The 18,612-nt window shown below is 52.0% G+C and carries 18 protein-coding genes; 1 reads left to right on the top strand and 17 read right to left on the bottom strand.

Going from position 1 to position 18,612, the window contains the following annotated elements; genetic code table 11:
• Nucleotides 1-27 precede the first annotated feature (27 nt).
• The 17 genes from AFK65_RS19505 to gmk form a co-directional block, all read right to left on the bottom strand.
• Nucleotides 28-609, bottom strand: a complete 582-nt coding sequence (locus AFK65_RS19505; protein WP_007703400.1) for a fimbrial protein — start codon at nt 607-609, stop codon at nt 28-30.
• 207 nt (nt 610-816) lie between these two features.
• Nucleotides 817-1,398: a fimbrial protein gene (locus AFK65_RS19500; RefSeq protein WP_007703390.1), complete on the bottom strand. Its 582-nt coding sequence runs from the start codon at nt 1,396-1,398 to the stop codon at nt 817-819.
• Nucleotides 1,399-1,454: 56 nt separating this feature from the next.
• Nucleotides 1,455-2,024 (bottom strand): fimbrial protein, encoded by a 570-nt coding sequence (locus AFK65_RS19495; protein ID WP_032805049.1) that lies wholly within the window; start codon nt 2,022-2,024, stop codon nt 1,455-1,457.
• A gap of 42 nt (nt 2,025-2,066) precedes the next feature.
• Nucleotides 2,067-2,615, bottom strand: coding sequence for a fimbrial protein (locus AFK65_RS19490; RefSeq protein WP_032805047.1), 549 nt, complete (start codon nt 2,613-2,615; stop codon nt 2,067-2,069).
• A gap of 136 nt (nt 2,616-2,751) precedes the next feature.
• Entirely contained in the window at nt 2,752-3,303 is a 552-nt protein-coding gene (locus tag AFK65_RS22310) for a fimbrial protein (RefSeq protein ID WP_226993474.1), read from the bottom strand.
• Nucleotides 3,304-3,369: 66 nt separating this feature from the next.
• Complete coding sequence (locus tag AFK65_RS19480) at nt 3,370-3,918, bottom strand: fimbrial protein (protein ID WP_032805046.1); 549 nt, start codon at nt 3,916-3,918, stop codon at nt 3,370-3,372.
• Nucleotides 3,919-3,999: 81 nt separating this feature from the next.
• The gene (locus AFK65_RS19475; RefSeq protein ID WP_032805758.1) at nt 4,000-4,548 is read right to left on the bottom strand and encodes a fimbrial protein; all 549 of its coding nucleotides are present in this window, start codon (nt 4,546-4,548) and stop codon (nt 4,000-4,002) included.
• Nucleotides 4,549-4,835: 287 nt separating this feature from the next.
• Nucleotides 4,836-5,381 (bottom strand): fimbrial protein, encoded by a 546-nt coding sequence (locus AFK65_RS19470; protein WP_007703373.1) that lies wholly within the window; start codon nt 5,379-5,381, stop codon nt 4,836-4,838.
• Nucleotides 5,382-5,497: 116 nt separating this feature from the next.
• Entirely contained in the window at nt 5,498-6,472 is a 975-nt protein-coding gene (locus AFK65_RS19465) for a fimbrial protein (protein WP_007703372.1), read from the bottom strand.
• A 5-nt stretch (nt 6,473-6,477) separates the two neighbouring features.
• On the bottom strand, nt 6,478-8,940 hold the full coding sequence (locus AFK65_RS19460) for a fimbria/pilus outer membrane usher protein (protein ID WP_007703370.1): 2,463 nt from the start codon (nt 8,938-8,940) through the stop codon (nt 6,478-6,480).
• A gap of 13 nt (nt 8,941-8,953) precedes the next feature.
• Nucleotides 8,954-9,661: a fimbrial biogenesis chaperone gene (locus AFK65_RS19455; RefSeq protein ID WP_032805045.1), complete on the bottom strand. Its 708-nt coding sequence runs from the start codon at nt 9,659-9,661 to the stop codon at nt 8,954-8,956.
• A gap of 82 nt (nt 9,662-9,743) precedes the next feature.
• Nucleotides 9,744-10,283 carry a fimbrial protein gene (locus tag AFK65_RS19450; protein WP_007703366.1) on the bottom strand — a complete coding sequence of 180 codons (540 nt, stop codon included), beginning with the start codon at nt 10,281-10,283 and terminating at the stop codon, nt 9,744-9,746.
• A gap of 505 nt (nt 10,284-10,788) precedes the next feature.
• Complete coding sequence (gene recG, locus AFK65_RS19440) at nt 10,789-12,870, bottom strand: ATP-dependent DNA helicase RecG (RefSeq protein ID WP_038858592.1); 2,082 nt, start codon at nt 12,868-12,870, stop codon at nt 10,789-10,791.
• Nucleotides 12,871-12,873: 3 nt separating this feature from the next.
• A complete protein-coding gene (gene trmH, locus AFK65_RS19435) occupies nt 12,874-13,563 on the bottom strand; it encodes a tRNA (guanosine(18)-2'-O)-methyltransferase TrmH (protein ID WP_007703358.1) in 690 nt (229 codons plus the stop codon).
• 4 nt (nt 13,564-13,567) lie between these two features.
• Nucleotides 13,568-15,688 (bottom strand): bifunctional GTP diphosphokinase/guanosine-3',5'-bis pyrophosphate 3'-pyrophosphohydrolase, encoded by a 2,121-nt coding sequence (spoT, locus tag AFK65_RS19430; RefSeq protein ID WP_038858593.1) that lies wholly within the window; start codon nt 15,686-15,688, stop codon nt 13,568-13,570.
• 19 nt (nt 15,689-15,707) lie between these two features.
• The gene (rpoZ, locus tag AFK65_RS19425) at nt 15,708-15,983 is read right to left on the bottom strand and encodes a DNA-directed RNA polymerase subunit omega (RefSeq protein WP_000135058.1); all 276 of its coding nucleotides are present in this window, start codon (nt 15,981-15,983) and stop codon (nt 15,708-15,710) included.
• A 54-nt stretch (nt 15,984-16,037) separates the two neighbouring features.
• Nucleotides 16,038-16,661, bottom strand: coding sequence for a guanylate kinase (gene gmk / locus AFK65_RS19420; protein ID WP_007703351.1), 624 nt, complete (start codon nt 16,659-16,661; stop codon nt 16,038-16,040).
• A 257-nt stretch (nt 16,662-16,918) separates the two neighbouring features.
• On the opposite strand from gmk, the gene ligB reads away from it, so the two are divergent.
• Nucleotides 16,919-18,604, top strand: a complete 1,686-nt coding sequence (gene ligB, locus AFK65_RS19415) for an NAD-dependent DNA ligase LigB (protein ID WP_038858596.1) — start codon at nt 16,919-16,921, stop codon at nt 18,602-18,604.
• Nucleotides 18,605-18,612: the final 8 nt, after the last annotated feature.

The following is an 18,612-nucleotide window of genomic DNA, read 5'->3' as shown; positions in this document are numbered from 1 at the left end:
TTCTCCCAAATAGAGAGGAGACTGATACTACAGGCGCTCGATTTGCACGGTGAGCGCAGAGGCGACTACACCTGCGCTCACCGGCCGATCGGTGAGTTTCACCATTTCAACGTTAAACTGAATGGCGCCTCTCAGATCGGGCAGGAGCGCCAGGTTTTCCAGTAAGCCCGTGTTGATGGCAACAGGTTCTTTTGTTGGCCCGAAAATGCCGATACCCACGCCTTTAGCACCATTGCTTTCGTTATACATATTCGCAAGCGTGGTGCCATCCGCGCTATCTGCCGTACCCGTAAACTTCAGCGCAATGTGTCCCTCTTTCACCGCGTCGTTACATTCCACGCTTCCCTGACCAGCCGGATTAATACCGGAGACATAAGCCATAACGGCGGTGGGATTCACCGCATTGTTACCCTGCATGGGCAGGCGATTTATATTTTCCTGCATATAAACAACCGACTTATCAAGAGAGACGCTACAGCCTGCGACTGATGGCGCAATGACGCCGGATATGGACAAGTGTGCCGGTTGATCCTGTGTATCCGCCATCGCCTGTGCGGTGCTTGCCATCAGCAGCGCGGCGAATACGGTATGTAATGATCGGATTTTCATCGTTGTTCCCTTAAAGCTGATTTATTAAGGTGAAAATAGTCTCAAAGATGGCGTCGGAATCAGACATACTCCCTGCTGCTGGCGATTATTTCCCTGCGACATAAGGAAAATAAAGCCGTATTGCCAGACAGGGTTTATTTCCTGCCACTTACACGCGATCTTAACCATTTCATTCATGTTGAAATGGCGGTTAGCTCTTTTAAAAGCTTAGAGACGTTCAATTTCGACGGTTGCGCTTGCGGAAATTCTGCCGCCTGTGATGGTCTGATTCGTTAGCCTGACAGGTTGTACGCCAAATTTAAGGGTTCCCTCGTTGGTCACCGGGCCAACAGTATTCACTTTTAAAACATCTTTATTAACAGCAACAGGCGAATGGTCTTCTTTAAAAAAGCCGATACCCACGCCAGTCGCAGCGTCGTTTTGTAAGGCATATTCATTGGCAAGAGCAGTGCCGTCTGCGTTATCCGCTTCGCCGACAAATTTTACTGCAATATGGCCGTCGAGAACTGCCTGAGAGCAGGTGGAGTGATTAACATCACCATCTTTAATGGTAATGGTCACTATTTGAGGTTGTGTGGCGTCATTACCCTGATAAATGACCTCATCGGCATTCATTGTAAAATAGAGACTCTCCTGCGAAAGCGTAACCCTGCAGCTCTCACTGGCAGAAGAAATTTTTCCGGTGATGGAAAGAGCCGTTGGTATATCCTGAGAAGCGGTTTCGGCCTGCACCGCTCCTGCGAAGAGCAACCCCGGAATAATAAAACTTATCAGATTATGTGATTTCATATTGCTTCCGTTGCTGTATGTAAAAAAAGCGCTTACCCGAAGGTAAGCGCATACGATTACAAACGTTCAATCTGGAATGTAATGTTACCTGCTACGGTGCCTGCTGTAGCGGTCTCACCTTTTAACTTAATGAGCTGCAAGCCGATAATTTTGGTCGCGGTATTTGCGCCGGTACCGAGCTTATACACTTCACTGGCGTCAAGAGGCGTTTTATCATGGTTAAATAAGCCAATACCTATGCCTGCTGCCGCGCTATCGCCTGTAGCGCTATTAGCAAACGCGGTGCCATCAGCGTTATCGTAGACGCCGGTAAATCTGACGGCGATTTTTCCATCATAAATGTCTTTATCGCACAGGGATTGATAAGGCAGGTTGACGTTATAGACGCTGAATGTGACTTCCTGGGGAGCGGTAGCATTCTGGCCCTGTTCAATTAAGCTTTTTGTCGAGCCAGTAAGATTAATAACGTTCTTATTCAGCACAATCTGACAGGCGTGATTTTGAGGACCAACCAACACACCGGAAATAGCAACCGTCGCTGAAACGTCCTGTGCGGGTGTTTCGGCATAGGCGCCTGCAGAGAAACATGCCGCTGCAATTGTCATAACCGATATAATTTTCTTCATTGTTACCATCCTTATAAACTAAAGTTACAGTTGTTTTTTCACTTACAATCGTTCAACGTTGATCGTCAGAACACCATGAATCGTGCCTGCTGTTACTGTCTGATCTTTAAGTTTGACGACCTGAAAACCGACGCCCTGGCCTGTTTTCGGTAAGACGGTAATAGCGGTGCTATTAATAGTGATGGGTTTACCTTTGTTATCGAACAGCCCGATGGCAACACCTGTTGCCGCATTTTCCCCGGTACTCGCATTCGCCAGAGCGTTACCCTGATTGCTATCTGCGTTACCTGAGAACCGATAAGACAGGCGCCCTTGCTCAATCAGATCATTACATTGCGTGTTTCCTTCAATACGAAGCGGCACGAATGTCATATTGTTCGCTTCGTCGCCCTGATTAATCAGACTGGAAACATCCCCGCGTAAATAGACTGCGCTCACGCTCGTACTGAGATTACAAAGCGCCTCCGCGTCGGCGGTGGCATTACCGGTAACAGAAAGCGTCGCGGGAACATCAGAGGAATTAATTTCTGCGTGCGCCATCGCCGTCATGAACAGAGCAGGTATCATCAACCCTGATAAAGATAATTTCATATTATAACTCCAAAGCAAATGTTCTATTAAAATGATAATTTTGAGAAACTAAATTCACTATACCGACGCATTACGGCCTGATATAAATCATAAATAGAACAAATGATTTTAAATATTATGTTCAGGATGGTTATTTCTAAAGACGAACAACTTCTACCGTGATCATCGCCTGAACATTACCTTCGACGATATCCTGGCCGGTAAGACCCACCACTTGCGCGCTCAAATCTAAAGGCTTCATACTGACGGGAATAGCGCCCTGATTAATAGTGATGCGCGCACGATTACTTAAAAACAATCCCACGCCAACACCTTTTGCCGCATTTTCACCGTTGGCGGTATTCGCAAAAACACTGCCTTCCACGTCATCGGCAGGGCCCATGAAACGAACGGCAATTTTACCTTCCTGAATACGCTGATTACAGATCTCATCCCCGGTCAGAGAAACAGAAAGGGAACCGTTGAAACGATCGCTTTTCATCTGGCTCTGCGGAACAATCGTACTCTTATCGGCCAACAGGCTAATTGAGCTTTTATTCATAGAGACCGTGCATGCGCCGTTGCCGGATGTAATGGCGCCATCAACAGTAATATCAGACGATGACATTACATTATCCACTGGCTCCGCATGAGCAACGCTCATGGCAAAAAGCGCAGAAATCATGGCGCATAAAATAGGTTTTCTCATGCTTATTATCCTATACATAACATGAATGATAAGCGGGACAAATTAACCCGCTTATTACTGCTTAAATTACAAGCGTTCTATTTGAACCGTCACAGTAGTCTGAATATTACCCGCGACGGCATTCTGCCCTGCCAGTTTTACTATCGTAAAGTTTACGTGATTCCCTTTGGATGAGGCTGTGAGGGTATCGGTATTAACGCTAATGGGTGAAGAATCCATTCCGTAAATACCTATACCCATCCCTTTTGCCGCCGTGGCTGAGCGATCGGCATTTGCCAATACGGTGCCCATCGCGTCATCGGCTGTACCGACAAAGCGATAAATCATTTTTCCCTGGTCCATAAGAGAAACGCATGGCGAACCACCGGTCGCATTAATCGTAATTGTGCCGCCCGTAAGCGCATAATTACTGCTTCCCTGGTCAATGACTTCTGACATATTTTCAGTAACCTGAAGCGTATTCTGACTCAGAAGGACGCTGCAAGCTGGCGCGCTTTGCTCCACGGTTCCTGTAATGTTCAGCGTGGCAGAAATATCTTTCACAGCGTTCTCAGCATGGGCAGTCATGCAGAGAAAACCGACAGCAGTGGCAAGGCAGTAACATGAAATTTTCATGTCTTTTGATCCTGTGCTGAATAATGAAAGATGCAGATCGCTTAAGAGGGGATCTGCATTTATAACTATCACGTATCAGACTTACAGTCGTTCGATCTCAATCGTTAAGGCGCTGGTGACATTCCCGGCTTCTACGCTTTGACCAGTCAATCTGACCATCGTCAGACCAATGACGTCTCCGCCGGTCGTGGCTTCCAGATGATCGCTGGAATTGATTTTTAAAGGTTTCCCGGTACTGGCGTTAAAAACACCGACGCCAACGCCTTTAGCCGCTTCCGCAGAGTTGTCGCTGTTAGCGAGAACGGTACCGCCAGCGTTATCGGCGGTGCCGACGAATTTATAGGCAATTTTGCCGGCAATCACTTTATCGAGGCAATTTGCACCGGTGATATTCAGGCGTACCGGCGTTGCAACGCTGGCGTCTTTGCCCTGCTCAATCATCTTGTCAGCATCTCCGATCAAAGCGACTGATGCTTTATCCGTCGTAACGGTACATGCGTCAACCACATCTTCCACAACCGTACCGGTTACGCTCAGTGTGGCGGAAACATCGTTCGGATTCGTGTCCGCCTGTACTGCGCCAGCGACAAAAACGGTGGAAAGGACGAGTCCTAAAATAGACTTTTTCATCATTTTACATCCTTTAAAATTAAACCGATAAAAAGCAACTTACCTTTTAGAGGTAATGTTACTTTCCTGTTTTTAACGATCCGCGCTCCCGGTAAATAATCAGCTTGCTTACCTGTAATACCCAATTACGCAAAAAGCGATGCTGCGCTTCGCGCTAATAAGCTTATTAACCAGGTATGGCAGAGCTATCTTTACCGCATCTCCAGCATATGCAGCCCCCTTTTGAAAGGAGGCTGAATAAAAACTACTAAAGACGGCCGCGCTTGTATCAGGTGCGCAGATAGCTTTTACAGACGTTCGATTTCAATGGTTACTGAGCTGGTTACGTTACCGGCTTCAGCATTCTGGCCGTTCAGTTTAACCATCTGCAGACCGATGATTGTACCGGAAGCAGAAGCGATGACATGATCCGCGCTGTTAACTTTCACAGGTTTGTTCGCGCCGGTAAAAATACCCACACCAACGCCTTTTGCAGCCGTTGAGGAAGCATCGCTGTTAGCGAGGACGGTGCCATCTGCGTTATCGGCGGTACCGGTAAATTTGTAAGCCATCGTACCGGCTTCCACTTTGCTGGCGCAGTTTTCACCAACAATACTCAGTTGCACCGTTTCAACGGACGTCGAATCCTGGCCCTGGTTAATCAGATCGGTAACATCGCCGGACAGGGCGACGGCCTGTTTGTTGGTAACCACCGTACAGGCATCAGCAATATCTTCGACAACGGTCCCGGTGACGCTCAGCGTTGCAGACACGTCGTTCGGGTTAGTCTCAGCATGCACCATACCCGTCATGAACAATGCGGAAACTGCCAGGCTTAAAATCGTCTTTTTCATAATTTTACATCCTTTTAAATTTTCGAAATAAAATAGGCGAAAAGCAATCTTCCCATTAAGGGTAAAAATACTTTTCCATATTTCCCTAATAACAAGACGTAACTGCCACCCCGATGTTAGAGGTAATTTATTCTCAGCGTTATTTGTGCTTTGACGTTTCCGCCCGTTAAGTTGTCGCCCGTTTTGGCGTAACGTACAGAGAGCGGCAAGGCATAGCTATTTTGATTAGGTAACGATAGATCTAACGGAGAGTCAGGACGCATGACCACGCCGTTAAATAACATCTCGATACCCACATTTTTTGCCGGGCGCTCTGGCGCTACATTCCTGAATACCGTGGGATAGCTGGTATCATTCACTCCTTCAATATTAATGCTGGCTTTGCTGGTATTCATACACAGCAAATTCACATTCACAGGCTGGGCGGTTTTGCCGCCGTTTTTTTGCAGCTCGCTAATTTTTACCGGCGGCAATTCAACCTGCGGCGTTAGTACCTGAATCGTACAGTGCGCTTTTGGAGAAATAAGCGTCATGGCCAGGTTCACCACAAAGGCGTTGTCGCTCAGCGCAATCAGGGAAGGTATACGGAAATTCAGCACGCCGCCCTGAGCTATTGGCCCGGTTTTGATGACCTCAAGCCGCAGTTTAATATCGTCAGACGTAATGGATTTATGGCTGATATCCTGCGTTTGCGCAGAGAAGGGCAGAACCCACTCCCTGTGCGGCGAGCCAGGTTTGTCATAAATCAACGTGATTCGAATACCAAGGCCAGGCAAGGAGGTGGCATAGGTATTTTGCCCGCTCTGCTGGCCAGGCATTTTTCCGTTCAGGCGTTTCCTGATTTTGGTCTGGCACTCAGAGGTGATGACGTCATGCGTACCGCTTAATTGTGCAAGCGTCGCCTCTCTTTTGTATACCACGCTGCCCACCGGCAATGTGTTGATATTATCCTGCAACGGAACCGAAACCGGCACCGTTACCGTAGACGGCATCTTTTCAATTTTGCAGCCTTCTGCGAAAGCCGGTGCCAACAGGCTTTTTGCAGTTACCACCAGAATGGCGGCTTGCGCCAGACGAAAGCAGATTTTCATAGCGTTCATTGACAGTTAAGCGTTAACAGCAGAATCGGTAATGCAGGCGACTGATTTACCGGGATCTCAAATGGCGTTGAGCAGGTCTGGTCTTCGCCCCACTTGAATGTCAGCGTGCCTTTATCCGGTACGGCATTAAGGTAAACCTGACCTTTATCACCCACGTAATACACATTATCCATGCCCTCGATCCGCGCCCGGGTGCCAAAAGGCAGTACATCACCGTGGTGTTTAATTGTGATCACCGCTTTACGGCCTCTGATAGCGGTGAATTCAGCGAGCACGACGGCGTCTTTAGTCGGCACCAGTTGGGTTGATGTGCTGGCAAAGTCGAGATCTTTACTTGCGGCGCGCGTATCAATACTCAGGCTATTACGATGGTACGGACGTAAATCAGTGATCAACGCATAACCGCGAGAATCGGTATGCATATCCTGCCCGGTATTTAGCGGGATATCCGCGCCGCCTGGGATAGAGACCAGCGCCATACTACCGGACGAGTTACGACCAAACGTCACGCCATGACGGTGGCCAACAATGCTGCCCGAGGCGTTCCACGAAATATAATGGTTGTCGTCAGCGTTATAGGTGACGTTCATGTCGCCGTAATTGCCCTGATAATCCAGGCCGGCAGAGCCGGATTTTGTGTCTGGCTCGCCGTGTTTAGCGGCATAGGAAAGCTGTGAGTTCCATGTCATATTTTGGTGGTCGCCAATTTTCCCGGTAATGCCCAACTGGTTATTGATGTCGCTTTCAAGGCCGGATGTGGCCGTATAGTTCACCATCGGCTGTGCTGTCGGAAAGGTTTCGCTCAGCGGAATGGATAGCGTTAGCGCCAACTGTTTATCCCAGTCAATCTCGCCCTCGTTACGGGACATACTGTATGCAAGAGAGAAGCTGACGTTTTTTACCGAGCCGTTCCAGCCGATTTGCCACATTCGCGATACCGAGCTGTCTACGTTTTCGCTACGGCTCAGCGTGGTATAAAAACTGTTCGACTCATCCAGCGACTGGTTCACCGTCAGGTTGTATTCCCGGCGTTTACGCGTGTCGGCGAAGAGATCTTCAGCCGTGGCCCAGTCGCTGAAAGAGAGGTAATCGCCTGAGTAATAGCGGTTATCCATCTGAATCTGCGTATCGGTATCCGGGAGGTAATTACGGTACGTCAGGCGTACCATTTTCCCGGAGCCTTCCTGCGTGTCGCCACGACGCCCTTTGCTCTGCGTGATGTCCGCTGCGATACCGCCCAGACTCTTCATATCAACGCCCAGGCCCAGACTCAACGCATGGTAGCGATCATGGTATTGCGCGCCGCCATATAGCGTGGTGTTCAGCGGTAAACCGCGGCTGACGACGGCCTGCAAAATTTCAGGTTTATCTTCAACCGAACCGGTACCGGATAAATAGCGTCCCACTGACAGGTTGTATTTTATCTGCCCGGTACGTAACAGCTGCGGTACGCTGGAGTAAGAGAGCGTGTTATGCGTCTCTGAACCGTCCGCTTCCGTCACGACAACTTCCAGTTTTCCGCCGTCTGATACCGAGGCGAGATCGTTTATCACAAAGGGTCCCGGCGGTACGGAGCGCTGATAGATCACATAACCATTCTCACGTATCGTGACGCGCGCATTACTTTTGGCGATACCACGAATAATGGGCGCAAAGCCGTTCAGTTGATCGGGCAACATGTCATCGTCTGAAGAAAGCTGTACGCCCCGGACCAGCAGGCTATCGAATACATCGCCAGGCGTACTGGAATCGCCAATGGTCAGCTCGCTTTTCAGCGTGTGAATCGCCGTTTCGACATAATTAGTGATGCTATGCCAGCCTTCGCCGTTGCTGAGCGTCGAATTATTACGGTAGCGCCAGGCCCCAACGTTCACGCCGTTGGTCAGATTGGCATACACGGTATTCGCGGCACCTTCGCCTTTTTTTAGGTATTGCTGACCTGAGAGCTGGTAATTACTGACCAGTGCCGGAATACCTTCGTCCCACTCTTCTTCAGGCACACCCTGCACATTTTCATCACGCAATACCGTTTGTGGAATGATGATATCCAGCTGCAGCTTCGAGAAGTCAAACGCCAGCTTAGTACCAGGAACTTGTTCTTCCATGGGAACGCAGCTGTTTTTGGCTTCGTTATCTTCTGCTTTAGAACTGACCTTGCTCATATCCACCCCCAGCTTTTGGTAGGCTTTGAAAGAAAGGCAGGCAATGAGCTGCTTGTCTTTACCCTGTTCAAACCGCACGCTGCTTATCATCACTGGCTTGTCATTCACGTTAATATGAACGCGGTACGTCCCTGCGGGCTGGTACCCCTGGCTTAATAAGCTGGTATCGCTTAATGCCGCTTTGCCATTCACATCCTGAAGAAGGCCTGGATCGAAATACTCGCCTGCTGTCACCGCTCGACAGAAAATGGCCGACATAACAAAAGAGGCGAGCCACTTTATTTTGCTACCACGCATAGCGCCCTTTCAGTTATTCAAGCTGCTGAGAATAAGTCTGAGAGGCCACGCCAAAATCGTTAATACCGGCCCACTCAACGCTGGAACCGTTCGCTGGCGTATGTTTCAGCGTGTATGATTTTTTCCCAAATGGCGGAATAACGGTGTTGTTATCTACAACCGAAACCTTGATAGCCTCTTTATCTGCATTAATTTTGCTTAATACCAGGTAATAAGGGGATGCGTTATCTACGGTCAGCTTATTGCCGGAACGGCTCCAGCGGGCATTTTTAACGCCTTCGCCCGGATCGCCTTTCAGGCCAGCAGGGCGGTAGAAAAACTTAATACGGTTATTAATGGCCAGCACCATGCGGTTTTCGACTTTCGACTCTTCATCGTTCAGGCCCGGTACGCCTTTTACATCAAGCCAGAAAAGGCTTTCGCGGTCAGCTGGCAAACCATTACCCAGATAAACAATACGAATCACGTTATCGCTTTTAGGCGCGAGACGAAAAAGCGGTGGCGTCACAACAAACGGTAAGTCTTTTTTTACCGTGCTGTCGCCAGCATCCAGCCAGGACTGGACTAAATAGGCGCGATCTTCATTACTGTGGATCGTTATCGAGGCATCACCGTCTTTTTCATTATACACCAGGCGATCAGCGCTTAATGTCAACGCAGCATTACATATTCCTGACCAGCAACTTGCGGCAAGGATTGTTGTCAGGAGTAGTTTTTTCATTTGATAAAACCTAATATTACCTGTAGTGAGGAATAACCCGATGATAAATACATATCAACGGGTTTTATTACTTTTAAAATGATTACAGAGACTCAACCTGCATGGTTAAAGAAGACTGCACTTTACCTGCGGTCGGCGTTGCACCGTTCAGTTTGACCATACCAACGTAGAAGATTGTTTTATCGGTGCCGGTTCCTGGTATTAATCTACCGTCAGGGATAATGACATTACCAGCAAGGCTGTAAATACCTACGCCTAGCCCTGTAGCGGCGCCAGAACCCGTGGCCATATTCATCAGAGCATCGCCCTCTGCATTGGCGACTGGCCCGGTAAAGGAAACATTAGCGACCAGCTGTCCTTCATCAGTGCAATTACCCACCAACTTGGCAGTAACTTCTCTGATCTGTGCTTTATTGACATTGTGTCCCTGGAATGGCAAAGAACTAATAGTACGACTACCAATATCTACCGTCGGTTCGACAAATTCGACAGTACAGCCAGGCGTTGCTGTTTGAACGGTGCCTGAAATCGCAACTGTAGCTGCGACATCATTGGTTTCTGCTTGTGCAAAACCAGCGAGTAAAAGAGTGCTCAGCGCCAGGGCTGATGTGATTTTTTTCATGATAAACAATCCTTTTTCAGGAGGCACTTTAAAGTGACTCCCACAATAAAACTTATGTACAGATCCATACGTACTTTAGGGTAAATGAAAATACCCTGGGTTTAAATTATTGGAGGTGTAGGGTGGATCTTTCTTGATTAATTGTGCTCCTCAATATTAATAAAGAAAATGCTTATGCATTATTTTCTTCATGAATATTACAGCTACTTTTATCATCATCAATGTGTGTATCAGAAGACTTTATTTAAATATAAATTCCTTTTCTTTTTTAGAAGGATTTAATTGCCGTAGTCATTGCATTATGAATGTACAAGATAACGTTGATATTTTTTATAAGCAGGCGTTTATAAAAAATAGTGAAAGGGGCGGGTTAAAGAATGTTATTCATTGTGTGAATTTTTGTGGCGCCATATATACATATCAGAGTCAAAACATGCGAGGCGGGAAGAGGAAGGACGCGATTAAAAAGTCCGGTCTTCATAGAAAAGAGAGATAAACCGTGGCGTTACGCATTGGAATAACGTTCGGTTTCCGGCATCCAGCGCTCAATTAATGCCGCTGCCTGCTCGGGATAACGCTCATGAATGTGGCGTGCAATACGTTGCACTTCGGGAATGAGTGACTGATCGCGCAGCAGATCCGCCACCTTAAATTCGGCGTTCCCCGTCTGACGGGTGCCGAGTAATTCTCCCGGCCCGCGAATTTCGAGATCTTTCTGGGCAATGACAAAGCCGTCGTTGCTGTCGCGCAGGACCTGCAGGCGAATCTGCGCTGTTTTCGAGAGCGGAGATTTGTAGAGCAGCACGCAATGGGAAGCAACGGCGCCGCGCCCGACGCGTCCGCGCAGCTGATGAAGCTGCGCAAGGCCCAGCCGCTCCGGGTTTTCGATAATCATTAAGCTGGCGTTAGGAACATCCACACCCACTTCGATAACGGTGGTCGCGACCAGAAGGTGCATTTCGCCCTGCTTAAACGCCTGCATCACAGCCTGCTTTTCGGCGGGTTTCATGCGCCCATGTACCAGCCCGACGTTGAGTTCAGGCAGCGTGATTTTCAGCTCTTCCCAGGTCGCTTCCGCCGCCTGCGCTTCCAGCAGTTCCGACTCTTCAATCAGCGTACACACCCAGTACGCCTGACGGCCCTCTTCAAGACAGGCGCTGCGTACGCGTTCGATAATATCGTTACGACGCGTATCGGGAATGGCGACGGTGGTGACGGGCGTACGCCCAGGCGGGAGCTCGTCGATAACGGACGTATCCAGATCAGCATACGCTGTCATTGCCAGCGTGCGGGGGATAGGCGTGGCGGTCATGATCAACTGATGCGGATGAAAGCCTTGCTGCTGACCCTTTTCCCAGAGCGCCAGACGCTGATGCACGCCAAACCGGTGCTGTTCATCAATGATGACCAGCGCCAGGCCATTAAACTGTACCTGCTCCTGGAAAATCGCATGCGTGCCGACGATCATCGAGACCTGGCCGCTGGCGATGACCTCCTGCTGCGCCTGGCGCGCTTTTCCTTTTTGCTTGCCCGCCAGCCAGCCCACTTCAATGCCGAGCGGGGCGAACCAGTTGCGGAAATTGTTGGCGTGTTGTTCGGCCAGCAGCTCCGTGGGCGCCATCAGCGCGACCTGTTTGCCGTTGGCGATAGCGCGCAGCGCGGCAAGCGCTGCCACCAGCGTTTTGCCGGAGCCGACATCGCCCTGCACCAGCCGCATCATCGGAATATCCAGCGCCATGTCGCGCTCGATTTCCGCCACCACGCGCGCCTGCGCGCCGGTGGGTTTGAAAGGCAGCGAGGCGAGCAGCTGCTGTTTTAGCTCATCACGGGCAGCCAGAGACAGCGCGTGATAACGCTGAGCGCCGGCGCGTAGCGCCAGCATACTGAGGTTATGGGCCAGCAATTCTTCCAGAATTAAACGACGCTGCGCAGGGTGCTGACCGCTCTCTAAATCTTCGAGCTTCATATCCGGCGGCGGGCGATGCAGTGTACGCAACGCTTCCGGAAGGCTCATCAACCCCTGAGACAGCTCCAGCGGCAACAGCTCGGTAATGGCGCAGGTTTCCAGCAGTTCCAGCGCCTGATCGGTCAGCTTACGCAGCGTCGCCTGACGCACGCCTTCGGTGGTCGGATAAACGGGCGTCAGGGTTTCCTGCATTTCCGGCGTGCTGACATCGCCCTGAATACGGTACTCAGGGTGGATCATTTCCGCGCCGTATTTACCGCGTTTCGCTTCGCCATACGCCAGCACACGGCGGCCCGTCGCCAGGCTGTTTTTCATCGCGGCATTGAAATTAAAAAAGCGCATCGTCAGGATGCCGGTGCCATCGCTTATCTGGCAGGTCATCATGCGGCGGCCGCCAAACGTGATATTGCAGTTCAGGACTTCGCCTTCCACCGTGGCGTAAACGCCGGGCAGAAGGTCGTTAATGGGATAAAGATGGGTGCGGTCTTCGTAGCGCAGGGGAAAATGCAGCAGCAGATCCTGGATAGTATGCAGGCCGATTTTTGCGAGCTTCGCGCTCTGGCTGGCGCCCACGCCGGTCAGTGAGCTTAGCGGTACGGCATCCAGCAAACGGCCGCGCATCGTTTACTCCGCAGCCTGCATAGTGGCCCACCAGGCCTGCGGCGCGTCGATTTCGCCATGCTCATTCACGCGAGGGTAGGGCAGGCCTTTACGCTTCGCCACTTTCGCCAGCACCGGGTAGCCGCCTTCAAACAGCAGGCGCTGCTGTTCTTCTTCAGGCAGGGTGCTGTTGGCGCGCTGGTACATGCCCGCGTTCTGCCGCTGGCGTTGCGCTTCGTAAAGGATAAGCGCGGAGGCGACGGAAACGTTAAGGGACTGCACCATGCCGATCATCGGAATGATGATGTCCTGGTCTGCCAGGCGTAACGCCTCTTCGGTAATCCCGGTTTTTTCCTGGCCCATCAGGATGCAGGTCGGGCGCGTATAGTCGATTTCACGAAAATCGACGGCCTTGTCAGAAAGATGAGTCGCGAGGATTTGCATGCCGCGCGCTTTCAAATGGCCCACCGCATCGCCGATGTTGCGATGCGTTTTCACTTCCACCCAGCTGTTGCTGCCTGCGGCGGAAGAAGCCATGGTACGCATGCGGTTTCCGGGCCAGACGGCGTGAACTTCATGCACGCCCACCGCGTCTGCGGTGCGGATGATAGCCGAAACATTATGCGGCTTATGCACCTGCTCCATGCAGACTGTGAGATCGGGCTGACGCCGGGCCAGCATCTCGCAGATACGCGCGTAACGCTGAGAATTCATACGGTTAGTTTCTGTTACGGGTGACTTTAATCACGTCCGGCATCACGCGGATTTTACGCATGATATTCGCCAGATGTACGCGATCGCGCGCCGTAAGGCGAATGAAGGCGCTGTACACGCGGCCATCTTTCTCTTCGGTATTCAGGCTCTGAATATTTGAACCGGCAGTGTTAATCGCCGCCGTCAGGTTCGCCAGCGCGCCCTGGTGGTTAAACATATCCACCTTGATCTCGGTGATAAACTCCTGCTCGGTCTCTTTATCCCACTCGACCGCCATAAACTTCTCCGGCTCTTTCTGATAGCCGCGGATGTTCCGGCAGGATTCATGATGGATAACGAGGCCTTTGCCAGGGCTGACGTGCGCCACGATCGGATCGCCCGGAATAGGACGACAGCATTTAGCGAAGGTAATCAACACGCCATCCGCGCCTTTGATAGGCAGATGGCTGTGACCGGACGCCGGCACGCTCGGCTGACTGCTTGCAGCGGCTTCGCCTTGCAACAGGTTTTTCGCGACCACCACGCTCATGGCGTTGCCAAGGCCGATTTCCGCCAGCAGATCGTCAAGCGTGGCGAGCTTCATACGCTCAAGCTCACGCTGGATATGCTCCGGCGGGATTTCTGCCAGTTTACGGCTGCCGCCCAGCGCATGATTCAGAAGTCGGCGGCCAAGGCTCACAGAGTCATCACGCTTCAGGTTTTTCAGCATCTGACGAATTTTGGCGCGCGCTTTGGAGCTGACGACAAAATTGAGCCAGGCGGCGTTCGGGCGAGCGCCCGGCGCAGTAATAATTTCGACGGTCTGGCCGCTGGCAAGCGACTGGGACAGCGGATAGGGCTGACGGTCAACGCGTGCGCCAACGCAGGCGTGGCCGATATCCGTATGCACCGCATAGGCGAAATCGACCGGCGTCGCGCCTGCAGGCAACTCGACGATGCGCCCTTCCGGCGTGAAAACGTAAATCTCATCCGGGAAGAGATCGGATTTAACGCTCTCAATAAATTCAAAGGAACTGCCCGCGCTCTGCTGGAGTTCCAGCAGGCTTTGCATCCAGCGCTGGGCGCGGATCTGCGCGGTCGTGCTGCTCTCGCCGTGCTCTTTGTAGGCCCAGTGCGCCGCGACGCCCATTTCTGCCATCTGGTCCATATCTTCCGTGCGAATCTGCACTTCGACCGGTACGCCATGCGGGCCAATCATTGAGGTATGGAGCGACTGATAGCCGTTCGCCTTCGGGATCGCGATGTAATCTTTCATGCGGCCGGGACGCGGCTTGTAAAGGCTGTGCATCTGACCAAGCACGCGGTAGCAGGTGTCGACATCTTTTACGATCACGCGAAACGCGTAGATATCCATGATCGAGTGAAAACGCTGCTCTTTGAGCACCATTTTGCAATAGATAGAGTAAAGATGTTTTTCGCGGCCACTGACGCGACAGGGAATGCCCGCCTCCTGCAAGCGCCCTTCGATTTCAGAAAGGATCTTCTGAATCATCTCCTTACGGTTGCCGCGCGCGGCCTTAACGACCTCTTTAATGACGCGGTAGCGGTTCGGGTAAAGCGCCTCGAACCCCAGTTCTTCCAGTTCGGTTTTCAGATGATGAATACCGAGGCGGTGAGCCAGTGGGCTATAGATTTCAAGGGTTTCACGGGCGATGCGGCGACGTTTGTCCGGGCGCAGAGAGCCCAGCGTGCGCATATTATGGGTGCGGTCAGCGAGTTTGATCAGGATGACGCGGATGTCCTGCACCATCGCCATGATCATTTTGCGAAAGTTTTCGGCCTGCGCCTCTTTCTTATCGCGGAATTTCAGCTTATCAAGCTTCGATACCCCTTCCACCAGTTCGGCGACGCTTTTACCGAACAGCTGTTCCATATCCTGGTAGGTGGCTGGCGTATCTTCAATCACATCATGCAGTAGCGCAGCCATGAGGGTTTCATAGTCGAGCTTCATTTCGGCCAGGATACAGGCCACGGCTACTGGATGAGTGATGTAGGGTTCGCCACTTGAACGTGTCTGTCCCTCGTGAGCATCACGTGCAACGAGATAAGCCTGCTGCAGACGCTTAATCTGGTCCGCAGGCAGGTATTGTTGAATCAGTTGATTCAGGCTTTCAAACAGATACAAGGGCTACCCGCACTAGTGATTAACGACGGCCTTCAGCGATAGCGGTAACGGCCTGCAGTTCTGCGGCTTCCTGCTCCTGCTGCTCCTGGCGCTCACGTACATCGAGGATCTGGTTGTTGATCAGACCTTCTTCGATTTCACGCAGCGCGATAACGGTGGTTTTATCGTTTTCTTCCGGTACCAGCGGATCTTTGCCGCCCACCTGCATCTGACGAGCGCGACGCGCGGCGACCAGCACCAGGTCAAAACGGTTACCAATTTTCTCTACAGCGTCCTGAACAGTTACGCGTGCCATATTTAAAAAGCTCCACAGGTGAAGAAATGACTGGGCATGATACTGAAACTACGCTCAGTCTGCCAATAGTTTGGTGATTAAAGCGTCATGTCGCTGCTTCTGGCGGCTCATACGCAGACGTTCGGCGCGCAGGATGATTTTTAAGTCAGCCAGCGCGGTATCAAAATCGTCATTGACGATAAGGTAATCGTACTCCGCATAGTGGCTCATTTCCGCCACGGCCTGCGCCATACGTTTAGCAATTACCTCTTCGCTATCCTGACCGCGGCCGCGCAGGCGGCGGTCCAGCTCTTCCTTAGACGGCGGCAGGATAAAAATACTGCGCGCCTGCGGCATTTTTTCACGGATCTGCCGCGCGCCCTGCCAGTCAATATCCAGGAAAACATCTACCCCAGTCGCCAGCACCTGCTCAATCGCCGCGCGTGACGTACCGTAGTAGTTGCCAAATACTTCCGCATGCTCAAGAAACGCGTCTTCAGCAATCATCGACCGAAACTGGTCATGACTAACGAAATAGTAGTGCTCGCCGTGGGCTTCGCCAGGGCGCGGATTACGCGTGGTATGCGACACCGACACCTGGGAATCATAGAGCGGTTGCGTCTTTAAAAAAGCCTGAATAAGGCTGGATTTACCCGCGCCACTGGGAGCGGAAACAATATAAAGCGTGCCTTGAGCCATGTGGTTTTACGTCTGTTGGTATGCGAAAAGAGGTGCGTATACCGCCTTATTATACACGTCGCGCTACGCTGGCGCAGTCTTTGTCGCAGGGTTCGCGTCGCTTTGCGCAATTTTGCGAGGCATTATCCAGAAAAATTGTCTCGTTTATGCAATCAGCGAAAAAGCCTGGAAAACCACTCGTAAAACGCAATAACCGGCCTCGCCGCCAGGCGGCGTCATGTATTACCGTCTCGCCAGGAAAGCGAAGGGGGTGAAACGTGCGCATTATTATTTTTTTACTGCTGGGCAGTCTGGTATGCGCAAGCGCTTATGCGGCCTGCCCGGACTGGACGCCTGAGCAGGCGCGACAGGAGGTTGCTGCGCTGGAAAAGCAGCTGGCGCGCTGGGATGAAGCATACTGGCTGCGCGGCGAGAACAACGTCAGCGACGCGGTCTATGACGGCATGCGCCAAAGGCTTAACGCGTGGCAAACCTGTTTTGCGCTGCCCGCGGTGAACAACAGGCCAGCGCCGCCTGCCGCCGGGCGAACGCGCCACCCAGTCGCGCACACGGGCGTGCAAAAGCTCAAAGACGCTGCCTCGCTTTCGCAATGGATGCAAGGCAAAACGGATCTGTGGGTACAGCCGAAGGTCGATGGTGTCGCGGTTTCGCTGGTGTACCGGAAGGGCGAGCTGCAACAGGTTATCAGTCGGGGTGACGGCGTACAGGGTGAAGACTGGACGGCGCGCGCGCGTCTTATTTCGGCTATTCCTTCGCAGGTGAAAGGCGAGCTGGCTGACAGCGTGTTGCAGGGCGAGCTGTTTTTACGCCGGAAAGGGCATCGCCAGCAGCAGGACGGTGGTGTTAATGCGCGGGCACAGGTGGCGGGCGCGATGATGCGCAACGCGGCGTCACCTTTGCTTAACGATCTGGATCTGTTTATCTGGGCCTGGCCGGACGGGCCGAAAGAGATGCCGGCGCGGTTGTCCATCCTGGCGCAGGGCGGATTCCCCTTAGCGCGAGCCTGGAGTCAGCCGGTGAGTTCCGTTGCGGACGTCTCGCGTTGGCGCGAGCAGTGGTTCAGCGAGCCGCTTCCCTTTGTGACGGATGGCGTGGTGATCCGCGCGGCCCGGGAGCCGCCCGGAAAAAGCTGGCGTCCGGGCGAAGGTTCCTGGGTCGCCGCATGGAAATATCCGCCTGTGAAACAGGTAACAGAAGTAAAAGCGCTGCGTTTCGCCACTGGCCGGACCGGCAAGGTAAGCGTTGTGGCGCAGCTGGAGCCGGTAACGCTTGATGATAAACAGGTGTCGAAAGTCAGTATTGGTTCGCTGACGCGCTGGGAAAAGCTCGACCTGGCTGAAGGCGATCAGGTGGAGGTGAGCCTTGCAGGCCGGGGTATTCCGCGGCTGGATGCGGTTGTCTGGCGACCTGCACAGCGTACTAAGCCTGTGCCGTCAACAGCACATTTCGATACGCTGAGCTGCTTGTTTGCCACGGGTGCGTGTGAAGAGCAGTTTATCTCGCGTCTGGTCTGGCTTAGCGGAAAACCTGTATTAGATCTTTCAGGAATGGGAGAGGCAACGTGGCGTCAGTTATTGAGCCGCCATCATTTTGAGCATCTCTTTTCCTGGCTTGCGCTCAGCGTTGACGTTTTAAAGCAAACGCCCGGTTTTAGCGCGCAGCGTGCAACGCGGCTCTGGCATCAGTTCAACCTGACGCGCCGGCTGCCTTTTCAGCGCTGGGTAAAAGCGCTGGGCCTGCCCTTGCCGGCGCGAGCATGGCAGGCGCTGCCAGATGACACATGGCATCAGTTACAGATGCGTGATGAACGTAGCTGGCAGACGCTTCCTGGCGTAGGCGCCGAACGCGCGCGTCAGCTGGTCAGCTATATCCACCATCCGGATATCGCTGCGTTGGCGCAGTGGCTGGCAGAGCAAAAAATTGACGGCTTTGTACTGCCATAACCAGTGGG

This window comes from Cronobacter universalis NCTC 9529, from assembly GCF_001277175.1.
In the GTDB taxonomy this organism is placed as follows: domain Bacteria; phylum Pseudomonadota; class Gammaproteobacteria; order Enterobacterales; family Enterobacteriaceae; genus Cronobacter; species Cronobacter universalis.
This window is presented reverse-complemented; position numbering and strand designations above follow the sequence as displayed.

What these genes read in the sequence shown, in the direction of transcription:
- AFK65_RS19505 (WP_007703400.1), bottom strand. Translation starts at nt 609, where the DNA reads ATGAAAATCCGATCATTACATACCGTATTCGCCGCGCTGCTGATGGCA.
- AFK65_RS19500 (WP_007703390.1), bottom strand. Translation starts at nt 1,398, where the DNA reads ATGAAATCACATAATCTGATAAGTTTTATTATTCCGGGGTTGCTCTTC.
- AFK65_RS19495 (WP_032805049.1), bottom strand. Translation starts at nt 2,024, where the DNA reads ATGAAGAAAATTATATCGGTTATGACAATTGCAGCGGCATGTTTCTCT.
- AFK65_RS19490 (WP_032805047.1), bottom strand. Translation starts at nt 2,615, where the DNA reads ATGAAATTATCTTTATCAGGGTTGATGATACCTGCTCTGTTCATGACG.
- AFK65_RS22310 (WP_226993474.1), bottom strand. Translation starts at nt 3,303, where the DNA reads ATGAGAAAACCTATTTTATGCGCCATGATTTCTGCGCTTTTTGCCATG.
- AFK65_RS19480 (WP_032805046.1), bottom strand. Translation starts at nt 3,918, where the DNA reads ATGAAAATTTCATGTTACTGCCTTGCCACTGCTGTCGGTTTTCTCTGC.
- AFK65_RS19475 (WP_032805758.1), bottom strand. Translation starts at nt 4,548, where the DNA reads ATGAAAAAGTCTATTTTAGGACTCGTCCTTTCCACCGTTTTTGTCGCT.
- AFK65_RS19470 (WP_007703373.1), bottom strand. Translation starts at nt 5,381, where the DNA reads ATGAAAAAGACGATTTTAAGCCTGGCAGTTTCCGCATTGTTCATGACG.
- AFK65_RS19465 (WP_007703372.1), bottom strand. Translation starts at nt 6,472, where the DNA reads ATGAAAATCTGCTTTCGTCTGGCGCAAGCCGCCATTCTGGTGGTAACT.
- AFK65_RS19460 (WP_007703370.1), bottom strand. Translation starts at nt 8,940, where the DNA reads ATGCGTGGTAGCAAAATAAAGTGGCTCGCCTCTTTTGTTATGTCGGCC.
- AFK65_RS19455 (WP_032805045.1), bottom strand. Translation starts at nt 9,661, where the DNA reads ATGAAAAAACTACTCCTGACAACAATCCTTGCCGCAAGTTGCTGGTCA.
- AFK65_RS19450 (WP_007703366.1), bottom strand. Translation starts at nt 10,283, where the DNA reads ATGAAAAAAATCACATCAGCCCTGGCGCTGAGCACTCTTTTACTCGCT.
- recG (WP_038858592.1), bottom strand. Translation starts at nt 12,870, where the DNA reads ATGCGCGGCCGTTTGCTGGATGCCGTACCGCTAAGCTCACTGACCGGC.
- trmH (WP_007703358.1), bottom strand. Translation starts at nt 13,563, where the DNA reads ATGAATTCTCAGCGTTACGCGCGTATCTGCGAGATGCTGGCCCGGCGT.
- rpoZ (WP_000135058.1), bottom strand. Translation starts at nt 15,983, where the DNA reads ATGGCACGCGTAACTGTTCAGGACGCTGTAGAGAAAATTGGTAACCGT.
- gmk (WP_007703351.1), bottom strand. Translation starts at nt 16,661, where the DNA reads ATGGCTCAAGGCACGCTTTATATTGTTTCCGCTCCCAGTGGCGCGGGT.